Source organism: Ignatzschineria sp. F8392, assembly GCF_002252045.1.
GTDB lineage: Bacteria > Pseudomonadota > Gammaproteobacteria > Cardiobacteriales > Wohlfahrtiimonadaceae > Ignatzschineria.
Map to the genome: position 1 here is coordinate 125,592 of NZ_NEFF01000003.1, position 25,901 is coordinate 151,492.

The 25,901-nt window shown below is 40.5% G+C and carries 20 protein-coding genes; 9 read left to right on the plus strand and 11 right to left on the minus strand.

The features are described 5' to 3' along the window. Window position 1: 1 nt before the first annotated feature. Window positions 2-1,777, plus strand: a complete 1,776-nt coding sequence (locus B9T19_RS06515) for an ATP-binding protein (protein WP_094567805.1) — start codon at window positions 2-4, stop codon at window positions 1,775-1,777. Between the two features lie 9 nt (window positions 1,778-1,786). Here the strand turns inward: B9T19_RS06515 and B9T19_RS06520 are convergent, their stop codons facing one another. The 3 genes from B9T19_RS06520 to B9T19_RS06530 form a co-directional block, all read right to left on the minus strand. Next, window positions 1,787-2,617: a phosphoadenosine phosphosulfate reductase family protein gene (locus tag B9T19_RS06520; protein ID WP_094567806.1), complete on the minus strand. Its 831-nt coding sequence runs from the start codon at window positions 2,615-2,617 to the stop codon at window positions 1,787-1,789. An 11-nt stretch (window positions 2,618-2,628) separates the two neighbouring features. Further along, window positions 2,629-5,832 carry a hypothetical protein gene (locus B9T19_RS06525; protein ID WP_143436863.1) on the minus strand — a complete coding sequence of 1,068 codons (3,204 nt, stop codon included), beginning with the start codon at window positions 5,830-5,832 and terminating at the stop codon, window positions 2,629-2,631. Window positions 5,833-5,968: 136 nt separating this feature from the next. Next, on the minus strand, window positions 5,969-6,901 hold the full coding sequence (locus tag B9T19_RS06530; protein ID WP_157953537.1) for a DUF4007 family protein: 933 nt from the start codon (window positions 6,899-6,901) through the stop codon (window positions 5,969-5,971). Window positions 6,902-7,046: 145 nt separating this feature from the next. Here B9T19_RS06530 and B9T19_RS06535 point away from each other — a divergent pair, with 145 nt between their 5' ends. Both B9T19_RS06535 and B9T19_RS06540 read left to right on the plus strand, forming a co-directional pair. Continuing rightward, entirely contained in the window at window positions 7,047-8,201 is a 1,155-nt protein-coding gene (locus B9T19_RS06535; RefSeq protein ID WP_094567809.1) for a cysteine desulfurase family protein, read from the plus strand. Between the two features lie 154 nt (window positions 8,202-8,355). Further along, the gene (locus B9T19_RS06540) at window positions 8,356-9,078 is read left to right on the plus strand and encodes a YoaK family protein (protein ID WP_094567958.1); all 723 of its coding nucleotides are present in this window, start codon (window positions 8,356-8,358) and stop codon (window positions 9,076-9,078) included. Between the two features lie 169 nt (window positions 9,079-9,247). Here the strand turns inward: B9T19_RS06540 and B9T19_RS06545 are convergent, their stop codons facing one another. From B9T19_RS06545 to B9T19_RS06555, 3 genes are all read right to left on the minus strand, one after another. Then, window positions 9,248-10,564, minus strand: coding sequence for a Na+/H+ antiporter family protein (locus B9T19_RS06545; protein WP_094567810.1), 1,317 nt, complete (start codon window positions 10,562-10,564; stop codon window positions 9,248-9,250). 267 nt (window positions 10,565-10,831) lie between these two features. Continuing rightward, complete coding sequence (gene hutH, locus B9T19_RS06550; protein ID WP_094567811.1) at window positions 10,832-12,376, minus strand: histidine ammonia-lyase; 1,545 nt, start codon at window positions 12,374-12,376, stop codon at window positions 10,832-10,834. 892 nt (window positions 12,377-13,268) lie between these two features. Further along, window positions 13,269-14,435, minus strand: coding sequence for a mechanosensitive ion channel family protein (locus B9T19_RS06555; RefSeq protein WP_094567812.1), 1,167 nt, complete (start codon window positions 14,433-14,435; stop codon window positions 13,269-13,271). 354 nt (window positions 14,436-14,789) lie between these two features. Here B9T19_RS06555 and B9T19_RS06560 point away from each other — a divergent pair, with 354 nt between their 5' ends. From B9T19_RS06560 to B9T19_RS06570, 3 genes are all read left to right on the plus strand, one after another. After that, window positions 14,790-15,770, plus strand: coding sequence for a cytochrome c (locus B9T19_RS06560; RefSeq protein WP_094567813.1), 981 nt, complete (start codon window positions 14,790-14,792; stop codon window positions 15,768-15,770). A gap of 356 nt (window positions 15,771-16,126) precedes the next feature. Next, window positions 16,127-16,780, plus strand: coding sequence for an NTP transferase domain-containing protein (locus tag B9T19_RS06565; protein WP_158214369.1), 654 nt, complete (start codon window positions 16,127-16,129; stop codon window positions 16,778-16,780). A 164-nt stretch (window positions 16,781-16,944) separates the two neighbouring features. After that, window positions 16,945-17,922 (plus strand): XdhC family protein, encoded by a 978-nt coding sequence (locus tag B9T19_RS06570; protein ID WP_094567816.1) that lies wholly within the window; start codon window positions 16,945-16,947, stop codon window positions 17,920-17,922. Window positions 17,923-18,585: 663 nt separating this feature from the next. Here the strand turns inward: B9T19_RS06570 and B9T19_RS06575 are convergent. After that, on the minus strand, window positions 18,586-18,903 hold the full coding sequence (locus tag B9T19_RS06575) for a hypothetical protein (protein ID WP_094567818.1): 318 nt from the start codon (window positions 18,901-18,903) through the stop codon (window positions 18,586-18,588). Window positions 18,904-18,936: 33 nt separating this feature from the next. Next, on the minus strand, window positions 18,937-19,875 hold the full coding sequence (locus tag B9T19_RS06580) for a transglycosylase SLT domain-containing protein (protein WP_157953539.1): 939 nt from the start codon (window positions 19,873-19,875) through the stop codon (window positions 18,937-18,939). A 502-nt stretch (window positions 19,876-20,377) separates the two neighbouring features. Here B9T19_RS06580 and aroQ point away from each other — a divergent pair. From aroQ to accC, 3 genes are all read left to right on the plus strand, one after another. Then, window positions 20,378-20,851, plus strand: coding sequence for a type II 3-dehydroquinate dehydratase (gene aroQ / locus B9T19_RS06585; RefSeq protein ID WP_198959061.1), 474 nt, complete (start codon window positions 20,378-20,380; stop codon window positions 20,849-20,851). A gap of 61 nt (window positions 20,852-20,912) precedes the next feature. Next, window positions 20,913-21,380, plus strand: coding sequence for an acetyl-CoA carboxylase biotin carboxyl carrier protein (gene accB, locus B9T19_RS06590; protein ID WP_094567821.1), 468 nt, complete (start codon window positions 20,913-20,915; stop codon window positions 21,378-21,380). Window positions 21,381-21,394: 14 nt separating this feature from the next. Next, the gene (gene accC, locus B9T19_RS06595; protein ID WP_094567822.1) at window positions 21,395-22,750 is read left to right on the plus strand and encodes an acetyl-CoA carboxylase biotin carboxylase subunit; all 1,356 of its coding nucleotides are present in this window, start codon (window positions 21,395-21,397) and stop codon (window positions 22,748-22,750) included. 113 nt (window positions 22,751-22,863) lie between these two features. On the opposite strand, the gene hemH is transcribed toward accC, so the two are convergent. The 3 genes from hemH to B9T19_RS06605 all read right to left on the minus strand — a co-directional run bounded on the left by hemH (window position 22,864) and on the right by B9T19_RS06605 (window position 25,606). Further along, window positions 22,864-23,811: a ferrochelatase gene (gene hemH / locus B9T19_RS06600; protein WP_094567824.1), complete on the minus strand. Its 948-nt coding sequence runs from the start codon at window positions 23,809-23,811 to the stop codon at window positions 22,864-22,866. 68 nt (window positions 23,812-23,879) lie between these two features. Beyond that, a complete protein-coding gene (locus tag B9T19_RS10615) occupies window positions 23,880-24,023 on the minus strand; it encodes a hypothetical protein (protein WP_158214370.1) in 144 nt (47 codons plus the stop codon). Between the two features lie 602 nt (window positions 24,024-24,625). Beyond that, window positions 24,626-25,606 (minus strand): malate dehydrogenase, encoded by a 981-nt coding sequence (locus B9T19_RS06605; RefSeq protein WP_094567826.1) that lies wholly within the window; start codon window positions 25,604-25,606, stop codon window positions 24,626-24,628. Window positions 25,607-25,901: the final 295 nt, after the last annotated feature.

Consider the following 25,901-nt stretch of genomic DNA (forward strand, 5'->3'; position numbering starts at 1 on the left):
TATGACAACTAATAGACGCCCATTAATGGGTACTAGTAATATTTTACAACTACAAGATAATGGTTATAAAAGTACTGTTTCAGCTATTTCTGAAATTATTGATAATTCCATTCAAGCTAATGCAAAAAATATAGATGTAATATTAATAAGAAATAATACTAAAACATCATCTGAAGTTATAGAAGAAATTCTTATTCTGGATGATGGCGAAGGCATGGATCAAGATGTTTTCGATAAAGCTCTTCAAATGAGTAGTGGCACACGAAAAAATGCTAAATCAGGCTTAGGAAAATATGGACAAGGTCTACCAAATGCATCAATTTCACAGACAAAACGAGTAGAGGTCTATACCAAAGCAAAAAACTCCCCCCTTCTTTTTAATTATATAGATTTACAAGAAATCTATGAAAGTGGCGAACCGTTTTTACCAAATGTTACTAAAGTTTCAGAAATCAATATCCCTATCTTTAAAGAGAAATTATTAAATTTCCCGGAACATGGAACAGTTGTAAGATGGGTAAATCCTAACAAAGTCCGCCCTAAAACAGCGAAAACATTAGGAACTCATATTGAAAGAGTTGCTGGACGAACTTACCGATATTATATTCAGGGATTTCAAGATAAAAATGGGATGGAATATAAATGTAACATCAATATTCTAGTCTTTGATTATAATGGGGAAAAATATTCTAAACATGATTTCCTCTGCAAACCCAAAATCAAAGCTTTTGACCCGATGTTCTTAATGAAAGATACCCAAGCTGGTTCAAAGCCGACAAGTCTATTATTTTCAGAACCAGCAGAAAGAATCTTTACAGTAGAATACGATAATCAAGAAATAGAAACTGAAGTAACTATAAAGATATCTTACTGCCCTAGATCTGAACGTAACAAACATGGTAGAAATGCTGGGAGTAGCGACTTTGGAAAAATGTACTTACAAAGAAATCTTGGCAGTGGTAATGACTATAAAAATATATCAATAATTAGAGCGGGGAGAGAAATAGATACAGGAGGATTTGGCTTTGTACGCGATGTTTCTGATCCAAGAGAGCGTTGGTGGTCTGCTGAAGTAACAATAGAGCCAATTATTGATTCAATAATTGGTATTGATAACAAAAAACAACAAGCATCTAATCTTAAGTTTTTAAATAGTGAAGAAGTTTCTGAACAAGATCATCATGAGATTCTCCACTGGATCAGTACTTGTTTAGAACAAAATATAAAAAGTGTTAAGAATACTATTAAAGCCGATGATGCGACAGGGGCTAATGGTGGCACTTCTGATAATCCTGAACCTAAACTTCCAGGAGGAGGGGTTTCAGAACCCGGTACTCCAGCATCACCAGAAAAACCTAGCAATCAAGAACTAGAAGGCGCACTAAAAGAATTAGTTGACTGGATAAAGCCTCGCTACCCTGATTTAAGTGACGAAGAAATGAGAAGAGAAGCAGAATATGCATTATCTTTACGAGACAACCATATCTTTGTTAAATCTGATTTAGGTGATACTGCGCTCTATGATTTTAAAGTATTTGGCAATAAAGTACTGATTGAAATAAATGTGATGCATCCTTTTTATGATAAATTCATGAGGTCTTTTGAAGAAAAAGAAGACTATACTTCTGAAAGAGCCATTCGCCTTTTAATAGGTGCAATGGTAAATGCAGACATCCAAGTTCAAACAAACGATAATAAAATTATTTCAGACAGAAAAAAAGTCAAAAATAGAATGTTTGAAACCTTAGATGACTACATCACAGATCTATATAGCTAGTTAATGGAGTTACTTATGACAGGCCAAACAGCCCTTAGATGTTCCATATAGTTCATCAAGGTCTATTACTTCATTTTCTTGGAGCGGGTTAGCAATTCTTCTTGCTTTAGCTCGCTCCAACCTTCTTTCATAGTCGGCTTTAATCTGAGCGATTCTTTCTGGCTGAGCTAATTCCTCTAAAGATTCTCTTTCAGACCAAGTAAATGGGCTTTGGTTTTCCATAGCATGTTTTTCATATGCTTTCGCTTCTTCAAACGCTTCCGGATGACGCTCTAATAGCCCTACCCACTCGATCTTTCTTTGGAAGAAACAGAAAGTGCAACCACTTCGAGAGCGCCATTTATAATAATCTGGCATTCCTAATCCTGAATACTCCAGGATATTAATAATATCTTGTTTATCTAAGCCATCCTCGCGAAATGGAAGCTTAACGTATAAGTTATCTTGCTTAGCTCGATATCCCTCTCGATAATCTTCATCCCCTCTAATAGCGACATAAGAATAGACGGTATAACCATCATCTAAAAAAGGTTTTACCCAATCCTCAAAAGGCTTTAACTTCATTTTGATCGTACACCAACGCGCCTGTGGTGATGGCAGATAGTTATTATGTTGCATTAACCAAAAATCAAAATCTCGATCAGGATTAATCCTTAAAATAGGTTTTCCTAAATACCCCTCTAATTTAGAGAGGTATTCATAAACTTCAGGAAGCTCTTTACCGGTATCTGTAAAAAAGTAGTCTATATCAATATCTGGATAGTTATCACGCATATAAACCGCTAAAGCAGCACTATCTTTTCCGCCCGAGATACCTAATACATGTTTAACTTTTTCCATTTTAATATTCCCTATTTTTCTTCAGATAACTCTAAACTCAGCTCCAATAGAGCTGCTCTTAGGACATCAATATCATACTTATCTACTAGCTTTTCTCTCACTGCCTTTTTGATTGTATCAATAGCTGGTACAGCTTCAGCAGGTAGTGAAAAATCAATATCTTGTTGAATATCTTCACCATTAAAAGAAGACATAACAACAAATGAACGCCGGCTACTCGGACGTCCTTTTAAGTGGGTATAGAGCTCTGCTCGCTTAAAGCCATCACATAATACCCCAAGCTCTATAACCGCTCTTTCAACATCTAAATCGATCCAATCTCTAATTGGCTTATTTGCCGCTAAACTCGCAATGCCGGCAATATCTTCTCTATTATTAGGATCAAAAACTGATAAGCGCGATGCTAACGCATCAATTCTAAAGTCTCCTGTAACATGATTAACACTTTCAGCCCTTTGATGTAATGCTTCTAAATCAATCGAGTCAAGATCAATCTGCAAAGCAGTATAAAGAACTCCTGACAGATTATTAATCAAATTAGGATATGCATCTTCTAACTCTTTTAAAGAATCGATCAATGGTCGTAGACCTTCTTTATCTAAATTATCTATCGGTAAATTATAGAGATTAGCAATATCTTCAAAAATGAGTTTATTCGGATCGCTCGCACCTTTTAAAAGATCTCTTAATCTCATCGTCGGACGTGTTAACTTCTTAGTACGCATAATCCATGGATTAAGATTATTAATGAAAGCAACTAACTTCCGCGAGATATCTAATGTATTGGGCTGACAATATTTAAATGACTTAAACTCTTTACTTAAATCATGATGCAACTGTCGCACATAATCTTGGCGACTTTCACTCATATCGATATATTTAATCTCTACATCATTTGATTCTTTAATTAAATAATCGACAAAAAGCTCTGAAATCTCCGGCAAATACATACCTTGTAAATAAGCGGCAATATTTCCTTCTTTACTGAGGATATAAGTTAGAAATAGAGATGAATGTAATCCCTTTTTAATGCCGTACGGAGACTGCTCCCAGAATTTGTAAATCTCTTTGACTGTACATTTATCCCTCTCAGCAAGGAAAAGATCTGTATCATCCCACAACTGTAATAATTTAGAGTCTTTAGGCATTCCTAATAGATAATACTCACTACCATACTGTTTCTGATAAATTCCAGTCTGCTCTAAAAGGATCTTATAGAGTCCCCACTCTGCCGGATATTTACCTTCTTCAAAGCCGAGATCCTTCTCCCCTCTATTAAGCACCATTCGTCTTAACAAGGCATTTACTGCTCCATTAGCACTTCCTGATGGCTTATTATTGTTAAGAAGCTCTGTATGAATTGATAAAGACTTACTGAAAGCTTCAGTTGCCAAATCAGATGCAACTCTACTCATAGAAGCATCACTAAGCTTTCCAATTAATTTGTCAGTATACCACTCAGTTTCTCTCTTTAAGTCTGCAATAATTTCACGTATCGCAAGACTCAAATGGCTCTTTCTATTTTCAATTTCATGACGCGCAATTCGGTCACCAATCAAACTTGGAGTATTCTTTTCAATCCATTCAAGCGCAAGCAACTCTTTTGCATAATTATTAATAACTTCAAAATATGGAGTTAAACTTAAAACAATAGGTTGTGTTTTATTAAAGTTATCACGTTCTTGGAGTGCTAATTTTGCAACATCATATTCTGTTTTAGTTTCTGGAATAAGGATAATCCAAGCACCGAATTTCGTATTATCGAGCTTAGCTTCTATCTTCCCTTTCTGCTCTTGCCAAACATTAAATGGGATTAAAGAGAGTTCCATCCAACGCATTGTCCCGGTTTCGTGATAATGTTTTTTAGCAACAATAGGCTGAAAAGATGCAATCTTATTTAACTTCACATAATCAACACTAACAACCTGTTGTAATGCATCTGTAAGAGCTGCATCAATATCAAAGTCACTACCATCGAACAGAACATAACCGCTCTTATCATAAGCCTCTCGAATTAATGAGAGATCACACAATTTTTCTAATGTTTCATCAATGTCACTGCTACTTAAACTAAAAAGATCATTCTCATCTTTCTGATTTGAGATAAAGAGAGATCTAATAATCTTATTAGAAGCAACTAAACCTGTATTCCCTCTGAAGATCTCCAATAAAGAGATAAGCTTTAAAATAGTAGCGGCTAACTCAACATCAATCTTTGATACTGAAGCCTGAGCATACAGTTTATCGAGAACCTCTTGAGCTAAGATCCAACGTCGAGAATCTGCCGATCTAGAGAGAACAAAGTCGAAATTACTCTTAATGTACTCCCAAAAGCGATCAATCCCATAGAGTTTATTTTCACTATAAGGCGTACTATTTAAAAAGTTTTGGAAACTCCCCGGCTCTTCTGAGCTTAAGAAAGTAAAAATACTTCTCTGGTTTTGGCCAAAGCTCTTTAGTGAAAGTGGCCCTAAAAGAAGCGCTATGATCGGATTTAAAGGCCAACATGCAGATAAAAGCTCTTTGTAACTTATTTCATTGATAGGTCTATTTTTCTTGATCGTCTCGATTGTTGCTTCAGTTAAAGCTGAATCGAGATTCTTTGGCTTCTCTTTATAAGTAATTGTCTTACCAATGAGGTCTAATTTCTCCTCATTTGAAGTATCAATAACTAAATCTGAAAAACGCCCATGAATTTTATACCACTCATCTTGAGTGTTTTTATTAAGGCCTGATGCATACTCAATAAAACTTTGATGCAAAATGCCAATAAAGATAAAGCGACCATCGCTATTATTAGCTAATTCAGCAACCTGTTGAAATAGATAGATATCATGATGAGAATCTAATGTACTATGTTCTAGCAATTTCCCCATCTCATCCACAATTAGAATAAAACCATCATCTTTTGCGATACGTTGACGAATATCTTCTAAGATTGCGTGAGATGTCGGCTCACAGCCTAAAGCATTAGATAAAAGCAATAGCGGCGAAATTGGCTCGCCCACTACCGGTATAATAGTTCTCTTCTTAGAAGATGAAATATAAGAATTTTTTTGCAAATCCTTATTAGTAATCTTCTCATAACAGATCTTATAAGCTTCTTTATTACTTGAAGCTAATAACTCACTTAAAAAGAGCGCAAAGCTCGATTTCCCTGAGCCATAAGGTCCTGTAAAAGTAAATGCGCCCTGCCCGTTTTGGGTAGCGCTCACAATATACTCTAAGTTTTCTTGATTCGAGGGGGAAAGGATAAAGTCCTTTAAGAATAAAGTATTTCCCTTATCATGGCTTAAGTTTGTTGATTTTTTGAAGTTCTCATTAATCTTCACATACTTATTAAAAAAGTTCTTAGATTCCATCTCTATATACTTCCCTTACTAGCTCATCACACTTCTCAATCAAATGCTCTAATTGAGTTCTCCCTTTTAGTGCCAATTGGCGTAGTCCCGCAGTCTCTGACCACTCAACCTGATCTTTAAAAAGATCTGAAGTTTCATAGATATAACTGACAATACTATTCTCATCTAACAGGAATACTCGACCTGGACTTAATGGCTCATATGCTAAAACACTCAAACTTAAAGTTTTTTGATTCTCATAACGAACCTTCCAACACTGGAAAACAGCAGACCAGAAAAGTACTGCCGGCAATGTTGGTTTTGCACCTCGATTACTCGCAAAGAAACCTTGCTTATGAATAGGAACAATCAAGCTTAATTCAGTTAAAGGAGATTCAACCGCATTATCTGTATTTTGCGAAGCTCGATACATATAGAGACGAATAATACACTCAACATCACGTTTCAATGTTGTTGCTGAAGGAACCGTATATCCTTCTTTATTACAATAATTAACAACCTCATTTTGTAATGTTTTACGATCTAAATTCAAAGAGTTATTAATATTAAAATACCAATAATAGGTTACTAATTGCGGATTAGTTGCGAGTGTATAATGCAAAATCCATAACGTCATAGGATTTTCTAAAAAGGGATCAAAACCATTATCGTCAAAAATCTCTTTTGCAAAATCAGTTAATACATTATCATCGACTAATCCTGAAACATTGCACCAATGTCGCATAGAGCCGACCATATTTTTTCCTACCCCAAATTGTGCAATTGCTTCATTTGCAGAAAAAACATCTTTTGCATTCTCTCCTCGTTCTTCCGCATTTTTCAATGCATCAAAGCTTTTTTTAAGCCATCCGTAACGCATAGGAAAGGTTTCATGCCCTGAAAATATAGGGCGCTTTACATCTTGTTGAGGTATTCTTAACATTGAAACTACCCGTTCTAAAATCAAAATCATAGCAAAATTACTAAATGTCTCTTTTCTGGAACTCCGTTCCAGAAACTCAATATTACATTAAAAAAAATTACTTTTCTGTAATTTTAGTTATTTATACAGCAAAAGGTTATGAATCATGATCTATCTAGATAACAATGCAACGACCCCTTGCGACCCTGAAATAATCGAGCGAATCAATGCCTTACTATTAGATCGGTCTATCGCAAACCCCTCTTCTAATCATGCTTTTGGTTGGAAAGCTAATAAAATATATGAAGAGACGAAAGAAAATATCGCAACTATCTACAATGCCCTTCCTAACGATATTGTCATTACATCAGGAGCAAGTGAGGCTAATAATCATGCGATTATGGGGACGATTCAATCTGCTGTATTAAGTTCTAATAACAGAAAAAAAATATTAATTTCAGCAATTGAACATAAATGTGTTTTAAATACAGTACAGTTTGCAAAAGAACTATTTAATTATGAAGTAGAGATTATCCCAGTTAATGAAGATGGAATAATCGATCTATATACATTAGAAGCAATGCTTTCAGAAGATGTTCTTATGGTTTCAGTAATGGCCGTGAATAATGAGATTGGAACTATTCAACCGATATCAAAAATAGGAGCTCTCTGCCGAAAATTTGGCGCAATATTTCATGTCGATGCTGCACAAGCTGGATATGAAAAAATTGATATTATTGAAAGCAATATTGATCTACTCAGCATCTCAGGGCATAAGATATATGCACCGATTGGCGTTGGTGTATTAATCGTCGACTCAATGTTAACAATGAAGCCTACCCCTCTTATTCATGGTGGCTTGCAACAGGAAAATCTCCGCTCAGGTACTATCTCTCCCCACTTATGTGATGCGATGGGTCTTGCTATCGCTAAAATGGATTACTTGCGGGAATCAGAAAAGATAAAACTAGAAAACCTAAGAACCCTTCTAATTAGTGCGCTTCATCAAGAAGGTATCTCTTTTGCGATTAATGGATCGATGCAACACCGACATCCCGGAAATCTTAATATCTCTCTATTGGGCTATTCTAATGATCTTGTTGTCCAAAAATTGCAGCCTGATTTTGCAATTTCTACCGGTTCAGCCTGTAACGCCGGCGTCATTCAATCATCTTATGTTCTTGAAGCATTAGGTCTTTCTGAAGAACGAATCCAGAGCGCGATTCGTATCGGTATCGGTAGATTCAATACAGAGGAAGAGATTCTTCTCTTTGCTCAAAGGCTTGCTGAAGTATTAAAAACAATGCCCTCTATCAATTAAGCTCAAGACAAACTGCCGATACTATCGATGATCAATTATTGGGATCTATTAAATCCGATATAATGGCAATCATAATCTGATATGGTCTTTTAATAGAGATTGCCGGCGCGGTCGATTTTCGATCTTGCCTATTTGATAGAGGATGGCACTGAAGATGCGTTTTGAAAAGATACTCAACCCCATTAGAACGCCAAAGACGCCGGTGGTGGAATCGCCGATGATGGCGTTTATTTTGGCGCTGATTGCGGGCTGTTTAAATGGATATACCTACCATAAAATTAAGGCATTTAGCACACTGCAATCGGGAAACTTTATTCTCCTTGGAGATAGTGCGGCAACGGGCGATTGGGAGCAGTTTAGGCGGATTATCTGGGTTGGGATCGCTTTTGGATTGGGCTCGATGACAACTGCGTTTATCGCCTATCTGGAAGAGGAGCGCCGGAAGACTTGGGCTTTTGTGATTCTCTCTTTTGAGGTATTGCTTCTGACGATCTTAGGGACCGGCATTTTAGATGGCTACCTCACCATTACCCATATCTGCCTTATTATCTCCTTTATTGCCGGCATGCAGGGAAATGCCTTTCATAAAGTGGATGGCATGACCTACGGTAATGTCGCTATTACGCCGGTGTTGCAGGAGGCTTTTAACTTTTTAATGCTAACGCTAGTCGGGCGCCTTCATGCATTGATCAAGAGCTTGATCTTCTTCTATGTGATTGCCGGCTTTGCCCTCGGCGGATTTATCGGCACCATTGCTACCGCGCACTTTAATGAGAAGATGCTCTTCTTCCCGGCATTGGTCCTTCTTTTGGTATTGATCTATCTGCTCTATGCTAAAGATGATGAGGGAGAGCCGATCGATTCTCACTATAGTTAGGATCTGATCATGAGTAGCGATCTTTAGGATTGGTCTTTAAGATTGGTCTTCAGCCGGCGCTGCCATCAATACTATAAAATAAATCTTCAAACAGAAAAGCCTTAGCAGGTGACTTTTAAATTGATCACATTGCTAAGGCTCTTTTATTGCTCTTTGGTAATGATACTTTCTACATAAAGAACATCACACCTGCTAATCCCGCGATAATTAGGGGAATATTGTAGTGTAAAAATGTAGGTACACAGGTATCCCAGATATGGTTATGTTGACCATCGGCATTCAATCCGGCAGTAGGACCTAAGGTAGAATCTGACGCAGGTGAGCCGGCATCGCCGAGTGCTGCGGCAACGACAATCAGCATCGTTGTTGCTTCTACAGAGAATCCTAACGCGATACTAAAGGGAACGTAGATAGTGGCAATGATCGGAATTGTCCCAAATGAGGTTCCAATCCCCATGGTGACTAATAATCCAACAATCAACATCATCGCAGCGCCCCAGAATTGGCTACCGCCTACAAGATCTTTAGAGACCTGAACGATATGATCAACTCCACCGGTCTCTCTTAAAAGATGCGCATAACCCGATGCGATTAACATCACAAAGGCGATAAAACCCATCAATCTTACCCCATCTAAAATCGCACTATCTTGCGCTTTAAATGGAATCGCTTTAAAGAGCACCATAACCCCTAAACCGATCAATGCACCTAACGGTAATGAACCTGTCCAGAGCTGTACAACAAAGGCACTGAGCGCCCCTAAAATCGCGCCGAGATGTTGTAGCGTGAAGTGATCCGTCACGGCTAATGCCGACTCTTTTGAAGCAATAATGGGAAGATTTTTATAATTACGCTTTTTACGATAGCTGATAAAGATCGCGATCAATAAGCCGACCACCATACTCAATGCGGGAATCCAAACATATTTCCACACTTCGGTATTGGCCACTTCCATCCCATTGAGCGTCATATTCTCGGCAACAACACCGTGGAAGATAAGCCCAAAACCAAGGGGTAATGCAACATAAGGAGCTTTAAGCCCAAAAGTTAAACAGCAAGCTGCCGCCCGGCGATCCATCTTAAGATCATTCATCATCTTCAAAAGTGGCGGAATCAAAATGGGGATAAAGGCGATATGGACCGGAATCACGTTTTGAGAAAGACACGCAACACCCGCTAAAATCAGTAAGAAGATCTTACCGCGCTTTCCAACGACTCGCTCCATCTTATTGGATAAAATGGTGGTCAAGCCTGTTTGGGCAATACCTCCGGCAAGCGCACCGAGCAAGACGTAACTCAAGGCGGTATTCGCCTGCCCTCCCATTCCTGAGACGATCAGATCCATCGTCTTACTGATATCGAATCCACCGACTAAACCACCGACGATTGCAGAGATCATAATCGCTAATAGAATATTAACGTTAATCAAACAGAGAACAATCATCAAAACTACTGAAATAAGAACTGGATTTAATAAAATTTCCATATTCTCCCCCTCCTTAAATTTTCATTTCGCTTCGAAAAGCGTTCGATTATTATAATTTTTTTACATATGAAATTGGTTGAATTTATTGGAATTGCTATCTATTTATATTTTCTCTCGATCGATACTTTTCTCCTTATGCGACAAAAGAGTGCCGATGCCACTGGTTATCTGCATTCGGCGATCTCTTAATTAAATTTAAGTCGAATTTAAATGGATGTTCTGAATCTGATTCAGGTTCAGATTCAGGTTCAGAGGAAAAAGCTAGAATTAATCTAGCTTCTTACCCAATGTTGTCTCCACCTGAGCGATCAAATCCTCACTAATAAGATCGATCACACGATGCATATCAACATAAGCGATACGATCTTCCGCTAAAGGTGCAACTTGCTTGCGAATCGCTTCATAGGCAACTTGCGTCCCTTTTCCGAGCGCTTTGCCGGCATCACGCTGATTGAGATCGATCGCCTGACATGCGAGCATCATCTCCATTCCTACAACAGATTTTGCATTGAGATAGATATCACGCGCTTTACGTGCCGCAATGGTTCCCATACTGACGTGATCTTCCTGATTGGCAGATGATGGGATCGAATCGACACTTGCCGGATGTGCTAAGACCTTATTCTCAGAGACGAGAGAAGCCGCCGCATATTGCACAATCATATAGCCGGAGTGTAATCCCCCCTGCTCTGTTAAGAATGCCGGAAGATCATTATTGAGAGCTGGATTCACAAGACGCTCAATTCGGCGCTCACTCACATTGGCAATCTCTGCAAGAGCAATGCCTAAGAAGTCGAAGGCGAGAGCCATCGGTTGCCCGTGGAAGTGGCCGCCGGAGATCCCCATTCCCTTATCACGCAGAATGATAGGATTATCGGTTACGGAGTTGATCTCGATCTCAACGCGCTCTCGCACATAGTTAAGCGCATCGTGACTTGCACCTTGAATTTGGGGGGCGCAACGCAAAGAGTAAGCATCTTGAACGCGCAGATCCCCTTGATGTGTTGTTCGCTCACTGCCGGCTAAAAGGGTGAGAAGATTAGCGGCAACGCGCTGTTGTCCGGGATGTGGACGAAGGGCATGCAATTCTGGAATAAAGGGATCGGTAATCCCATTGAGCGCTTCAATCGTTAAACTTGTGGCGATATCGCTCGCTTTAAGGAGCGTGATGGAATCGAAGACGGTTAAAGCGCCGACCGCAGTCATCACCTGTGTCCCATTGATGAGCGCTAATCCCTCTTTTGAGGTAAGCTCAATCGGCTCAATCCCTGCACGCGCCATCGCTTCACGACCGGCAAGCATCTCACCCTCATATTCTGCTTCCCCTTCCCCAATCATCGGTAGAACCATATGAGCAAGCGGTACTAGATCGCCACTTGCGCCGAGAGAGCCCTTCTCATAAATTTTGGGATGAACGCCTCTATTGAGCATCTCGATCAACGTCTGCAGAGTACTTAAACGGATGCCAGAGAAACCTTTGGCAAGATTGTTGATGCGCAGTAACATAATCGCACGCACCACTTCACGGCTAAAGCAGTTACCAATCCCGCAAGAGTGGCTAATGATCAGATTCTTCTGCAGATCTTTCGCTTCCTCTTTGGAGATATGGACAGTACTAAAGTTACCAAAGCCTGTGGTAATGCCGTAAACAGCTTCGCCCGATTCAACTAACTGATCGACAAATTGACGTGACTTTTCCACCTCTTCAATGGCTGATGCACTCAATTCTATCGGCGCATCTTCCCGCGCAACACGGACAATATCCTCTAACGTTAAACTATGACCATCAATCTTGATATATTCTTGTGACATACTCTTCTCCTTCTATTGAGAATTGTTAAGAAGCTCGAGAGATTTGTGTAATAACTTCACGCCCCTATCTCGATTCTTTTCCTCATTCTCATCTATTTATATTTGTTGTTTTATTAGTTGTTTATTAACGGTTTATGGGCTGTTTATTAGTTGTCTATTAGTTGTTTATGGATTTTTTATCGGTTATTTCATTATCTCGATACAACTTTGATGCATTTGCGACATTGCAGTGCCGCAATAAGATCCATTTAGAAGGTCAGAAGGAGAATCTCGATCGATCGAGAGCGATCCACAATATTGCTTAGTCAACAGATGACGATATTGCCGAATGAATTGCCTGACGAATTGCCTCACAAATTGTCTAGTCAATTTCTATCTCCTCCTATTACTCCATCTAAAATGAACGCTTCGATTTCTCTTTATTATTTAATTCGCCATCAACAGACGCTAAAATCAATGTGTTACATCTTAATAGTGTGATCTCTTCTTATATTTTCTTTATCGTTACTTTATCGTTACTTTATCGCTATTTGTATAGACATTTATAGATCACCCCATCACTTAATCACGATTCAAAAATTACGGCAACATTTTTTCGCAAATTTTAAGGACAAAAAAGAGGAGAAAAGAGAATTTATATCGTTAAATCAATCGATTAGAGAAAAAGAGGACTTTTAAAAAAAGTGACCAAAAGGCAGAAAAAAGGAAACACTTTTCAAAAAATAGCGTTTAATATCAAGCTATTACACTACTATAGCAGTACAGCAATACAGCCCTTGAGAAGCAGATTTTGGGGAGATAACAAATAACCCCATAAAATCACTTTATGGGGTTATCACTTACTGGAAAAGAGCGACTTTAGTATTATCGAGTATCATCTCGCTTTATCACTTTAGGATTTTGGCGTAGCTGCCGGCGTACTATCAACCTTGCTCGCTACTGCATCTGCCTCTGGAAGAGGAGCTGCCGGCATCTCTGGTTGCTTCACCTCAACTTTCAACGCGCCCTCATTATTATCAAGATAGAGAAGCTGTGTCGTATCGGCAAAATCAGCACCATTTTTATGGACGATCTCAATAATCTTCAGATAGACCTCTTGTTGCGCCTCTAACCACTCTGCCCATTTTACCGTCTTGGTAAAGCAGTAGATCATAATATTGAGGGAAGATTCCCCAAAATCATTAAAGTAGACTAATAGCGTCTGCGTTAGATCGATCTTAGGATTCTGCTGCAACATGGTTCGGATATCATTCACCACCGCATCCATCTTGTCGGCATCTTCATAACGCAGGCCGATCTCCGTATTGATCCGGCGATTGGTCATTCTCCCGGGGTTCTCAACACTAATTGAGGAGAAGAGCGCATTAGGAATATAGAGCGGACGATTATCAAAGGTCATAATCTTGGTACTGCGCCAGCCGATCTCTTTAACAACCCCTTCAATCTTACGATCTGGGGAGTTGATCCAGTCACCGATATTAAAGGGGCGCTCAAAGAAGAGCATCACGCCGGAGAAGAAGTTACTTAAGACATCTTTACTCGCAAAACCGATCGCAATGCCACCAATGCCCCCAAAAGTCATCAATCCAGAGAGACTCAAGCCAAAATGCTCGCCAAAGAGAAGCAGAACCACTAAGAAGATTGCAATCTTTAAGACGCGGGTAATGATCTTTGCCGAGGTTTTATCCGCCCCCTTCTCAATCTGCGAACGCTCTAAACTATTAACCATAAAGAAGAGCGATTGAATCAGAATTAATCCAATTAGAATCATCTGTACAATCACAACCATCTTCGCCGTGATCACCTTGATGTGGAAGTCGATCAATGCCATCTGCAGATATTGGGAGAGAACAAAGACAGCAAAGGCTAAAACCCCGCCCAAAATAAAGTGACTTAAGATGCCATTGGTGGTCCAACGCTTTTTACGCACAATAAAACGAATAATAAAGTAGATAAAAAAGAGGAATAATAGTATCCCCAAACCGATCCCATATTTAATCACCAAGGGGTTGCCTAATATCTCTTCTATACCGAATGGATCTGTTAATGTCTCTTTCATATTCTTTTACTCCTAACTATCGACCTTCATAGTGTACACCGAGCCTCCCATAATCCCAATGGAGAAATCTACGCTTTATATATGCTTCAGATAACAATTGAGTTTCTCAAAAACGAAACTTTAACGATCTCTATTTAGATCCTAGTCGATCTTGTCGATAATACTGAAACGACATAAGATATGTTTTATATTATTAATATTTAATGTAAATTATTGACACAGGCAATAATCGTATAAAAAAACAAGCAACGATTGTAAATTGATTAGTCAATAGATGCTTCTAACATATATAATATATTAACTATATTTCACAGTAACTAACAATACTGAATGAGCTCGCGCTAGGAGTTAATCATGCCTCAAAAAAAAGAGAAACCATTATGGCTGAGGATTTTAGCTATATTCACTCTAATTTCAGTCATTATAATCACTCTCTTAACATTACAAGAGAACCGTACGCCTACTAAGCCAAAACAATTTTATCTTCCTTCAAAAGCGAATATTGAGCAAGGTCGCTATCTAGCTATTCTAGGAAACTGTGCTACTTGTCACACAGCAGATAAAGCACATCCTTTTGCCGGTGGAGTCCCCATTAATATACCGATAGGGACAATTTATGGCAGTAATCTTACCCCCTCTGCAGACTTTGGAATTGGCCGTTGGAGCGAGAGTGACTTTTTCAATGCCATGACACACGGAATCGCACCCCCCTCACGAAATCTCTATCCCTCAATGCCCTATCCTTACTTTCAAAACCTCACACGCACCGATAGTAATGCACTCTATGCTTACTTTATGACGCTTCCTGAAGTCAATAGTGCGCCGCCTCAAAATAAAATTCGATTCCCCTACAACCAACGTCTTCTCTTAAAACTATGGAACCTCTTCTTTCTCAAGAGTCAGCCATTGCCGACACTTTCAAAGGGTACATCAAAATCATGGAAGCGAGGAGAATATCTGGTCAATACCGTCAGCTATTGTGGTATGTGCCACTCACCGAAAGGAAAATTTGGCCAACTAGATCGGGATCACTATCTCGAAGGAGGTAGCTTTAATGGCATTGATGCACCCAACATCACACCAGAAGCGCTAACTAAAAAGGGATGGAACCTTGATAATCTAGAGCGCTATCTACAAAGTGGCGTTGCCCCACAAGGGGTAGCATCAGGACCGATGGCACAAATTATTAAAGAGAGCACATCTCAAATGAAGCCCTATGATCTTCATGCAATTGCCACATTTTTACTAGGAGAAGAGGAAGATGAGGAAAATGAGGAAGATCCGGAAAAAGAGATAATACTCGATTTAAATAGTAGCGAAAAGCATAAAATTTGAAGCAAGAAGCTTAACAACATCCTCTCGATCATCTCCTTTCGTAATAGTGGGAATGTGCGTATTCAGCCTTTTAAGAAATAACCTAATCTTCCTTTATCAATTCGTTATAAATTTAGCATCCCAAAAGGTTGTTCCTTACATGGCTACAGTCTATATTGATGCTATTGATGTACTATCTCTAAGCAGTGCTCTTCTCTTTAATCATTGAAGCCTGCTTCTTGCTCTTACTCCATCTGAATTGCATCTTGTTACACTTTAAGCTATCTAGATCATCGCTAATGATAGTGAGTGATATCTGGTTATCTAACGCTATCATCAATTTTGCTGAGCGCCTCTCTGCAAAAGGAGTCTTATCTATGGCTATTGGTATCTTTATTATGGCTGCCGGCATGAGCCGTCGCTTTAAAGCAGAGAGTAATCAACATAAACTGCTCGTATCGCCCCCGCTATTTGAAGAAGCCCTTCTTACGATCACCTATAATCGTGTTAAAGGGGCCTTTAAAGGGGAGGAGATTGCGATTATCACCAATCATGCAGAGCCGGAAGTCACAGCGCTCGCCCGCTCATTGCATCCCCAGATCCTCACCATCGAGAGTGATGGTTTAGGCGAGAGTATCGGTTTAGCGGCCAAAGCGCTACTGCTTGCCGATGATGCTCCTTTTAAAGCATTAGAGGGGATCTTTATCCTGCCGGCGGATCTTCCCTATCTCTTAACAGAGACACTGATTCTACTCAAAGGGTATCTTGAAAAGTCGGAGCATCCTATTATTCGCCCGCTCTTTGATCATATGCCGGGGCATCCTGTTGGCTTTAAAGCGATGCTCTTTCCAGAATTAGCACAACTCTCCGGCGATCTAGGCGCACAAAAGCTGCTAAAACCGGAGATGACTCGAAATATCTCCGTCTTCGATCCCGGCGTTATTTGGGATATCGACACCCCGGAAGATCTACTCACCAAACCAGGCGATCATCAATGGTATACAGCGCCCTATCTTCGGGTGAATCGGTAATTTTAAGATAATTTTATAAATGGGAGAGAAGGTAATCTCGCATCTATAGAATGTAGAAAATAATATAACAATCGCTACAACGATCACTATAAAGATTACTATAAAGATCATGGCATCAGATCCCATCTACAGATCATCAAAAAGGAATCATCACGGAGGAGAGAATGAAACAACTCGATCTACTTGTCATTGAGACGGCGGAGATGTGGCTTACTCAAGGAGAGACAATTTGGCTCTGCACGGTACTTCGCACCTATGGCTCTGCACCGCGCTCTCCGGGTGCGCTCTTTGCCGCTAATAGTCGGGGGGAATATGTGGGTTCTCTCTCCGGCGGTTGTATCGAGGAGGATCTCCTTGCCAAAATTAAGCAAAATTGGTTTCAACAGCAGAGTGAGCTCATTATCTATGGTGAGATGAGTGATCATTTTCGCCCTAATCGACAGCTTCCCTGTGGTGGGACGATCGATGTACTACTTGAACGGCTTACACCCACATCTACAAATCGAGCCTATCTACAAGCGATGTCTCGCGCTTTTACCGGCAAAGAGAAGCTGATTAAAAGGGTTATATTGGGGGAGTCGGCACAATTATCAGATCACTCTGATGAAGCTTCTTCGCAGATTGAAGAGATCGATGGTGTAATTACACTTCCTTTAGAGGCTGAGAATCGAATCTTTATTGCCGGTATCTCCGCCGTGGCCCTCTACACAATCGATTTTGCCACGACACTAGGCTTTAAGGTAATTGTAGCCGATGATCGGCAAGAGGAGCTTCGACAATTAGAGAGCTCTCCTCTGCTTGAAAGGATAACGCTATTGAAGACCTTTCCAGCGACTTATCTTGAAAATGAGGGTGCTTCGGAGCAGACGGCGATTCTTTCACTAACACATGATCCCCGCATTGATGATTTTACAATGATCGCCGCTTTAGCAACGCCGGCATTCTATATCGGCGCAATGGGGTCAAAACGCAATAGTACTCATCGTTTAGCACGTCTACGGGAATGCACCGATTATCAAGAGCATGATCTCGCTCGAATCCACGCCCCAATCGGTCTTCCTATCGGCAGTAAAACACCGGCAGAGATCGCCCTTGCCATCGTTGCAGATATTGTTCGCGTAAAAAATGGGATCTCCCTCTAAGAAGATCCCTGATCTTGTTTGTAACAGAGATAGAAGCTGAACGTTGCCGGTCCTTACTATCGCGTACTTTCACAAATCACGCGCCGGCAGTAGGAGATCTTCTATCGCCAATAACTTTCTTATTTTTTTGAAATAACATAGGTTGATGAGTTGCCGGAGATTACCATTGTATCCTTCCATAATTTGCATGCCGGCAAATATCGCTACTTCAGCAATATCATCCTCGGCACTGAAAGTACCAATTCGCGGGCATGCATAGGCTAAAAGAACAAAATAGTCGGCTCCCGCGGCTCCACGAATTTTCTTAAGAATGATTGATTGAGATAAAAAAGGCTGAACGTTGCCGGTCCTTACTATCGCGTACTTTCACAAATCACGCGCCGGCAGTAGGAGATCTTCTATCGCCAATAACTTTCTTATTTTTTTGAAATAACATAGGTTGATGAGTTGCCGGAGATTACCATTGTATCCTTCCATAATTTGCATGCCGGCAAATATCGCTACTTCAGCAATATCATCCTCGGCACTGAAAGTACCAATTCGCGGGCATGCATAGGCTAAAAGAACAAAATAGTCGGCTCCCGCGGCTCCACGAATTTTCTTAAGAATGATTGATTGAGATAAAAAAGGCTGAACGTTGCCGGTCCTTACTATCGCGTACTTTCACAAATCACGCGCCGGCAGTAGGAGATCTTCTATCGCCAATAACTTTCTTATTTTTTTGAAATAACATAGGTTGATGAGTTGCCGGAGATTACCATTGTATCCTTCCATAATTTGCATGCCGGCAAATATCGCTACTTCAGCAATATCATCCTCGGCACTGAAAGTACCAATTCGCGGGCATGCATAGGCTAAAAGAACGAAATAGTCGGCTCCCGCGGCTCCACGAATTTTCTTAAGAATGATTGATTGAGATAAAAAAGGCTGAACGCTGCCGGAGATGACCACTGCGAGCTTCAACGATTTGCATGCCGGCAAATATAGCTACTTCAACAATATCACCCTCAGCGCTTAGTTCGTTCCGTATGCTAAGGTTGCAATCTCTTTGGGCATAATCATCACTGAAGAGCCATCTTTTGTATAGAGATCACTTGGATTGAGATACTTGATGGTATGCTCTTTTAATCCATAACGACGTGCAGCTTCTAAGAGCTCTTTTTTATTGGGGGATTTCACCGCAATAATTTCCGGGATTGATTCGACCGGCACTTCGAGTTGCGATTTCTCTAATGCTAATTGTGAAAGCGCTAAAACACGAGGAATATAAGCTTTAGTGATGGGAGGTAGATCTAAATTCCAGAAATTCACCGGCTTGCCTGCTGCACGATTCTTCTTCATACTCCGAAGAACTCGCCCTTCCCCAGCATTGTAAGCAGCTAACGTCAAGAGCCAATCCCCATCAAAACGGCGATTAAGGTATTCTAGATAATCGAGCGCGGCCTCTGTGGCACGAACGAAGTTTAAACGCCCATCTGACTTTTGTGAAATCTGAATACCAAAAGTCTTTGCTGCCGCAGGGCCTAATTGCCAAAGCCCAATATGTTGACCATTACGCGCATTAGGACGATAACCACTCTCCACTAAAGGAACAAAAGCAATCTCAAGCGGCAAACCACGTCGCGCTAACTCATCAACAACATAATTGAAGACCACAAGCCCATCACCATCAAGATGCGTGAAGACTCCGGCATTTTTTGTCTCATAATTTTGGATCATGGCACGAACGCGGGCGTGATCTTTATCTCCCATTCCCATTCCATTGTTGAGTTTTGTGGTAAGGAGTAGATCCGGTTCGTAAAGTTGTGCGCGCTCTCGCCCAGAAGCGAAAGTGAGGGTGAGCAGCGATGCCATTAGGCAGAGTGTCAGAAAAAATAGCTGCAGTGAAACCCGGCGCCAAGAGGTGATACGACCTAAATAATCGATTGAAAAATAACTCTCTTTTTTAGTCATCCCATTCATTCTATTTGTTAAACAGAAAAGGAGTATAACTGAGATTGATCAAAAAAACCGCTTTATTTTTTTTATCAGAACGATTTTATACCTATAGTTAATCCTTTTTTAATCCTTTTTAAATCTTTTTTCATAAGGCTTAAAAAGGTGATAGAAGGTTATTAAAGAACGCTTGAGGCGCGATGAAGAAATGGTTAAAAAAACATTTAAAACCCCCAGCTAAACGACTTTAGCTTCTAACTTTCCTCTAACTTTAATGTCTATTTGTAATATCTATTTACGACTATTTTGCCTATCTGCGTCTATTTATGCCTATTTATTAGCCGACTGAGCCATAGATCTCGCTGTAATAGAGGGTAGATGCCCCTCTCTCTTAAATTTAAGATGCATTCTAAGTAGCGCGAAAGAGAGATCTTTAAAATAAAATATGCCAAATGAAAAGCCTTAATGGTATAAAGGAATATTTAGGCACTCTTAAAAATTATGCGGTAAAATGTCACTTATGATAAATCAAGAAAAGCACAAAAAAATCCTTCTGATCAATGGAGTTAACTTAAACCTCTTAGGAATGCGTGAGCCTGAAATTTATGGCCACACAACACTTGAGATGCTTGAGTCGCACTTAGTTGAGTGCGGGAAGGCGTGCAATATCGATTTAATCACAATGCAGAGTAATCGCGAATATGAGATTGTCGAAGCAATTCATGCAGCAAAGCAGAATAATATTGAGGGCATTATTATCAATCCCGGCGCCTTTACCCATACAAGTATCGCCATTCGTGATGCTTTTCTCGGCGTAGAGATACCCTTTGTAGAGATCCATATCTCAAATGTCTTTAGGCGAGAGTCTTTTAGACACACCTCTTACCTATCAGATATCGCTAGCGGCGTCATCGTCGGATGTGGTCTTTATGGCTATGAACTTGCACTACTCAATATTACGAATATAATCTCTAACAAATACTCGAACAAATAGATCGAAATAAGGAGATTCCTCTATGGAATCTCCTTATCATTTTACATAGGAGCTAATCTTAATGGATATTAAAGAAATTGAAAAACTCGTAGAACTCATTGATAACTCATCCATCGATGAAATCGAGATTACAGACGGTGAAGAGTCACTTCGTATTAGCCGCTTTCCAAAAGAGACGCAGGTATTTACCGGTCAGATGCCAATGATGCAGCCACAAGCTGCGCCTCAAACAAATGTGCAGATGCCATCCGTAGCGACAACTTCAGCGCCAGAAGCAGCTCCTGCTGAACTCTCTGGAAAAATTGTTCGTTCACCAATGGTGGGAACATTCTACCGTGCAGCTTCCCCTACGTCAGACCCATTCACAGAAATCGATGCGCAAGTTAATGTTGGCGATGTTGTCTGCATTATCGAAGCGATGAAGATGTTTAACCAAATTGAAGCGGAAGTTTCAGGAAAAGTTGTGAAATTCTTAGTAGAAAATGGTGAGCCTGTAGAGTTTGATCAGCCTCTCATGATCCTTGAATAAGGAGCTATTTAGAGATGTTAAAGAAAGTATTAATTGCAAACCGCGGAGAGATCGCGCTGCGAATTCTAAGAGCTTGTAAAGAGCTTGGAATACAGACAGTTGCCGTTCACTCAACCGGTGATAAAGATCTTAAGCATGTGCGCCTTGCAGATGAGTCTGTCTGTATCGGTCCACCTGCGCCAGGTCTGAGCTATCTCAATATTCCGAGCATTATTGCTGCTGCTGAATTAACCAATGCCGATGGTATCCATCCCGGTTACGGTTTCTTAGCAGAGAATGCTGATTTTGCAGAACGTGTTGAGAATTCTGGATTTACCTTTATCGGCCCTACTGCAGAGACAATCCGCATTATGGGAGATAAAGTTTCCGCCAAGAAAGCGATGATTGAAGCAGGGGTCCCTTGTGTTCCCGGCTCTGGCGATGCTTTAAGCGATAATAAAGAAGAGAACCTCCGTCTTGCACGTGAAGTTGGCTATCCGATTATTGTTAAAGCTTCCGGCGGTGGCGGTGGTCGCGGGATGCGTGTTGTAGAGTCTGAAAAAGATCTACTTCGCTCTATCGAATTGACTAAATCAGAAGCTCTTGCTGCTTTTGGGAATCCAGAAGTCTATATGGAGCGCTACCTTCAAAAGCCTCGCCATATTGAGATCCAAGTTTTAGCAGATGGCCAAGGCAATGCGATTCATCTCGGTGAGCGTGACTGTTCATTACAGCGTCGTCATCAGAAAGTATTGGAAGAAGCGCCAGCGCCTGGTATTACGGCAGAAGAGCGTGCACGCATCGGTCAAGCGTGTGTTGAAGCGTGTAAACGTATCAACTATCGTGGTGCAGGAACTTTTGAGTTCCTCTATGAAAATGGTGAATTCTTCTTTATTGAGATGAATACCCGTATTCAAGTTGAGCATCCTATTACAGAGATGATTACAGGGGTTGACCTTGTTCGTGAGCAACTTAAAATCGCAAGTGGTATGCCGTTAACCTTAACGCAAGATGATATTAAGTTTGAAGGTCATGCGATCGAATGCCGTATCAATGCGGAGCATCCTGAGACCTTTATCCCATCACCGGGCTTAATCACCAATTATCATCCACCAGGTGGTCCAGGGATTCGCATCGATACCCATATCTATGCAGGTTACACTGTTCCGCCCTTCTACGATTCGATGATTGCAAAAATTATCTCTTACGCACCAACGCGTGATATGGCAATTGGTCGCCTTAAAAATGCGCTTCATGAGCTCATTATTGAAGGAATCAACACCAATGCTGAATTGCATCTTCGTATCTTAAATGATCCTGTCTTCCTTAAAGGTGGCATGGATATTCACCATCTTGAGAAGATGTTGAAAGAGAGCAAAGTAGAAGCATAATAGGATCATTACAGTCAAAATAGAAAGAGAGCGATCGAATTAAACCGATCGCTCTCTCTTTTTGTCGCTTATACTTATATTCTTCAAGCCCTATTCAAAGCTCTGTTCAAGCTCTATTTAAGAACCTCATCCTTCATCATCTCGATATGGAGATCATCACTATTGATGCAAGGGATAAAGGTATAGGCTTCCCCGCCTGACTCCATAAAGAGTTCATAATTCTCCATCGCCATCTCTTCTAATGTCTCTAAGCAATCGGCACTAAAGCCGGGGCAGAAGACGGCAATCTTGGTAATAGCATTGCCGGGCGCTTCTTCAAAAAATTGTGCGGCATAAGGTTGGAGCCACTCTGCACGTCCAAAGCGTGATTGGAAAACGGTCTCAAAGCGCTCTAAGGGTTCTCCCATTCGCTCTGCGATCAGGCGAGTTGTCTCTAAGCATTGATCATAATAGGGGTCACCATCGAGATAAGTTTGACGAGGCATACCGTGATAAGAGAAAACATACTTATCGAGCTCAAGACCTTTTGTCGATTCGCGGATACGTTCAACACAGGCATCGATATAGTATGGGTTTTGATAATAGGCACCCAAGACTCGTAATGCGGGGAAATAACGAAGCTCTCGTAGTACCTCGCCAACCTTATCCATCACAGATGCTGTCGTTGCTGCAGAATATTGAGGATAGAGGGGAAAGATCACGATCTCATCGACCTTATCGGCAATCAACTTCTTAATCGCCGATTCGATCGAAGGGTTGCCATAACGCATCGCAATTTCAACTTGGTAATTATTCGGCAATAATTGCGTTAACTTCTCCGCTTGCGCCTTTGTAATATTGAGTAATGGCGAACCATTATCCCAAACCTCTAGATATTTCTCCGCCGACTTTTGTGGGCGAGTATTGAGGATAATCCCGTAAAGAATGGGATACCACTTCCATTTAGGCTCCTCAATCACGCGAGGATCTTTCAAAAACTCTTCAAGATAGACCTTCAGCGCCTCTTTTGTAGGAGCATCGGGAGTCCCTAAATTTGTTAATACAACACCAATTTTCTTCATTCTTAAATCTCTACTTTATCGTCGTGAATTTTATGTGAATCATTGCATCAATAAAAAGGGGTATCCCCTTACGGCATCATCTCTTCTACGTCATCGGTTATCATCGATATCATCAATGTTTCGATCTCTCTAGCACTTTTGAGATAACACATTACATAATTCTCTATTCTAACAGTAGCAGCAAGAAGTTGGCTAATGATTCTCATCATCATTTTCAATCACCCTCTTTCAGATATCCAATTGAGAGTTCGCTACTTGCCGATACCTCATCAGCCTATTTTTTCATGAAGATTCTTAAGAAGGTTCATGGAGCCGCGGGAACCGACCATTTCGTTCTTTTCACCTCTGCATGCCCGCTGTTCGGCACTTTCAGCACCAGGATGATATCGCTAAAGTAACGATATTTGCCGGCATGCAAATTTTGGAGGGATGCAATGGTCATCTCCGGCAACTCATCAACCTATATTATTTCAAAAAAATAAGAAAGTTATTGGCGATAGAAGATCGCCAACTGCCGGCGTGCGATTTATGGAAGTACGCAATAGTGAGGACCGGCAGCGTTCAGCTTTTTCTGTCTCACTTTTTTATCTCAAACAATGATTCCTAAGAAGGTTCATGGAGCCGCGGGAACCGACCATTTCGTTCTTTTCACCCCTGCATGCCCGTAAATTGGCATCTTTGATGCCGGCACTAAAACTACATATTACCTACGAAAATATCCATAAAAAAAGCTAATGTGATCTGATCGATCATCATTAGCTTATTTAATACTTGATATTTTAGGACGCCGCTATTAGCAACGCATCAACATTGATTAACCTAAAAGTGATTTAACTGCTTCTGCTTCTTCACGAAGTTCTTTCTCAGTTGCATCCATCTTCTCACGTGAGTAGTCAGAGATCTCAAGACCTTGAACGATCTCAAAATCACCATCTTTACAGATACATGGATATGAGTAGATGATTCCTTCTTCGATACCATATGAGCCATCAGCAGGTACTGCCATAGAGACCCAATCGCCCTCTTTCGTACCTAATGCCCATGAACGCATATGATCGATTGCAGATGATGCCGCAGATGCCGCTGAAGATGCACCACGTGCTTTGATAATCGCTGCACCACGTTGTTGAACTTGTGGAATATACTCGTTTTCATACCAATCACGCTCAATTAACTCAAGCGCTGGCTTACCATTAATAGTTGTAAAGGTAAGATCAGGATATTGTGTTGAAGAGTGGTTGCCCCAGATTGTCATCTTTTTGATGTCATTGATGTGTGAACCTGTCTTCTCTGCAAGAAGGCTTAAACCACGGTTATGGTCTAAACGTGTCATTGCATGGAAATGACGTGGGTTAAGATCTGGTGCATTCTTCATTGCGATCAATGCGTTTGTATTTGCTGGGTTACCAACAACTAATACTTTAACATCACGGCTTGCGTGATCATTAAGCGCTTTACCTTGTGGACCAAAGATCGCACCGTTTGCTTCAAGAAGATCTTTACGCTCCATACCTGGACCACGTGGACGCGCACCAACGAGCATCGCATAGTCAGTATCTTTAAATGCAACGTTAAGATCATCTGTTGCGATGATATCTTGCACTAATGGGAACGCACAGTCATTGAGCTCCATCACAACACCTTTAAGCGCTTCTAACGCTGGGGTGATCTCTAGAAGCTGAAGGATAACAGGCTGATCTGGACCTAACATATCGCCTGCTGCGATACGGAATGCCATTGCATAACCGATATTACCTGCTGCACCTGTGATGGTTACTCGTACTGGTTTTTTCATATTTGCTTCTCCTCATAAATAGAATGCACTGTCATTAAAAACTTTTGATAAAACTTTTTGATAAAGCTTTTGAGTAAAGCTTTTTAATCTGTGTCGAATGAATGTTTGTAGTGAATATGTAATTTTTCTATTATACGCCATTCAGTCGTAATGTCTTCTCTATTGTCTATCACTTTTATAAAAGTAATATCACAATCAATGTCTCAACTAATGTCTAAACTAATGTCTAAACTAATGTAGCAACAAATGTTAACGGTACTGTAAATTTTTTAAAATCTTTCAAGGAAATAGTTCA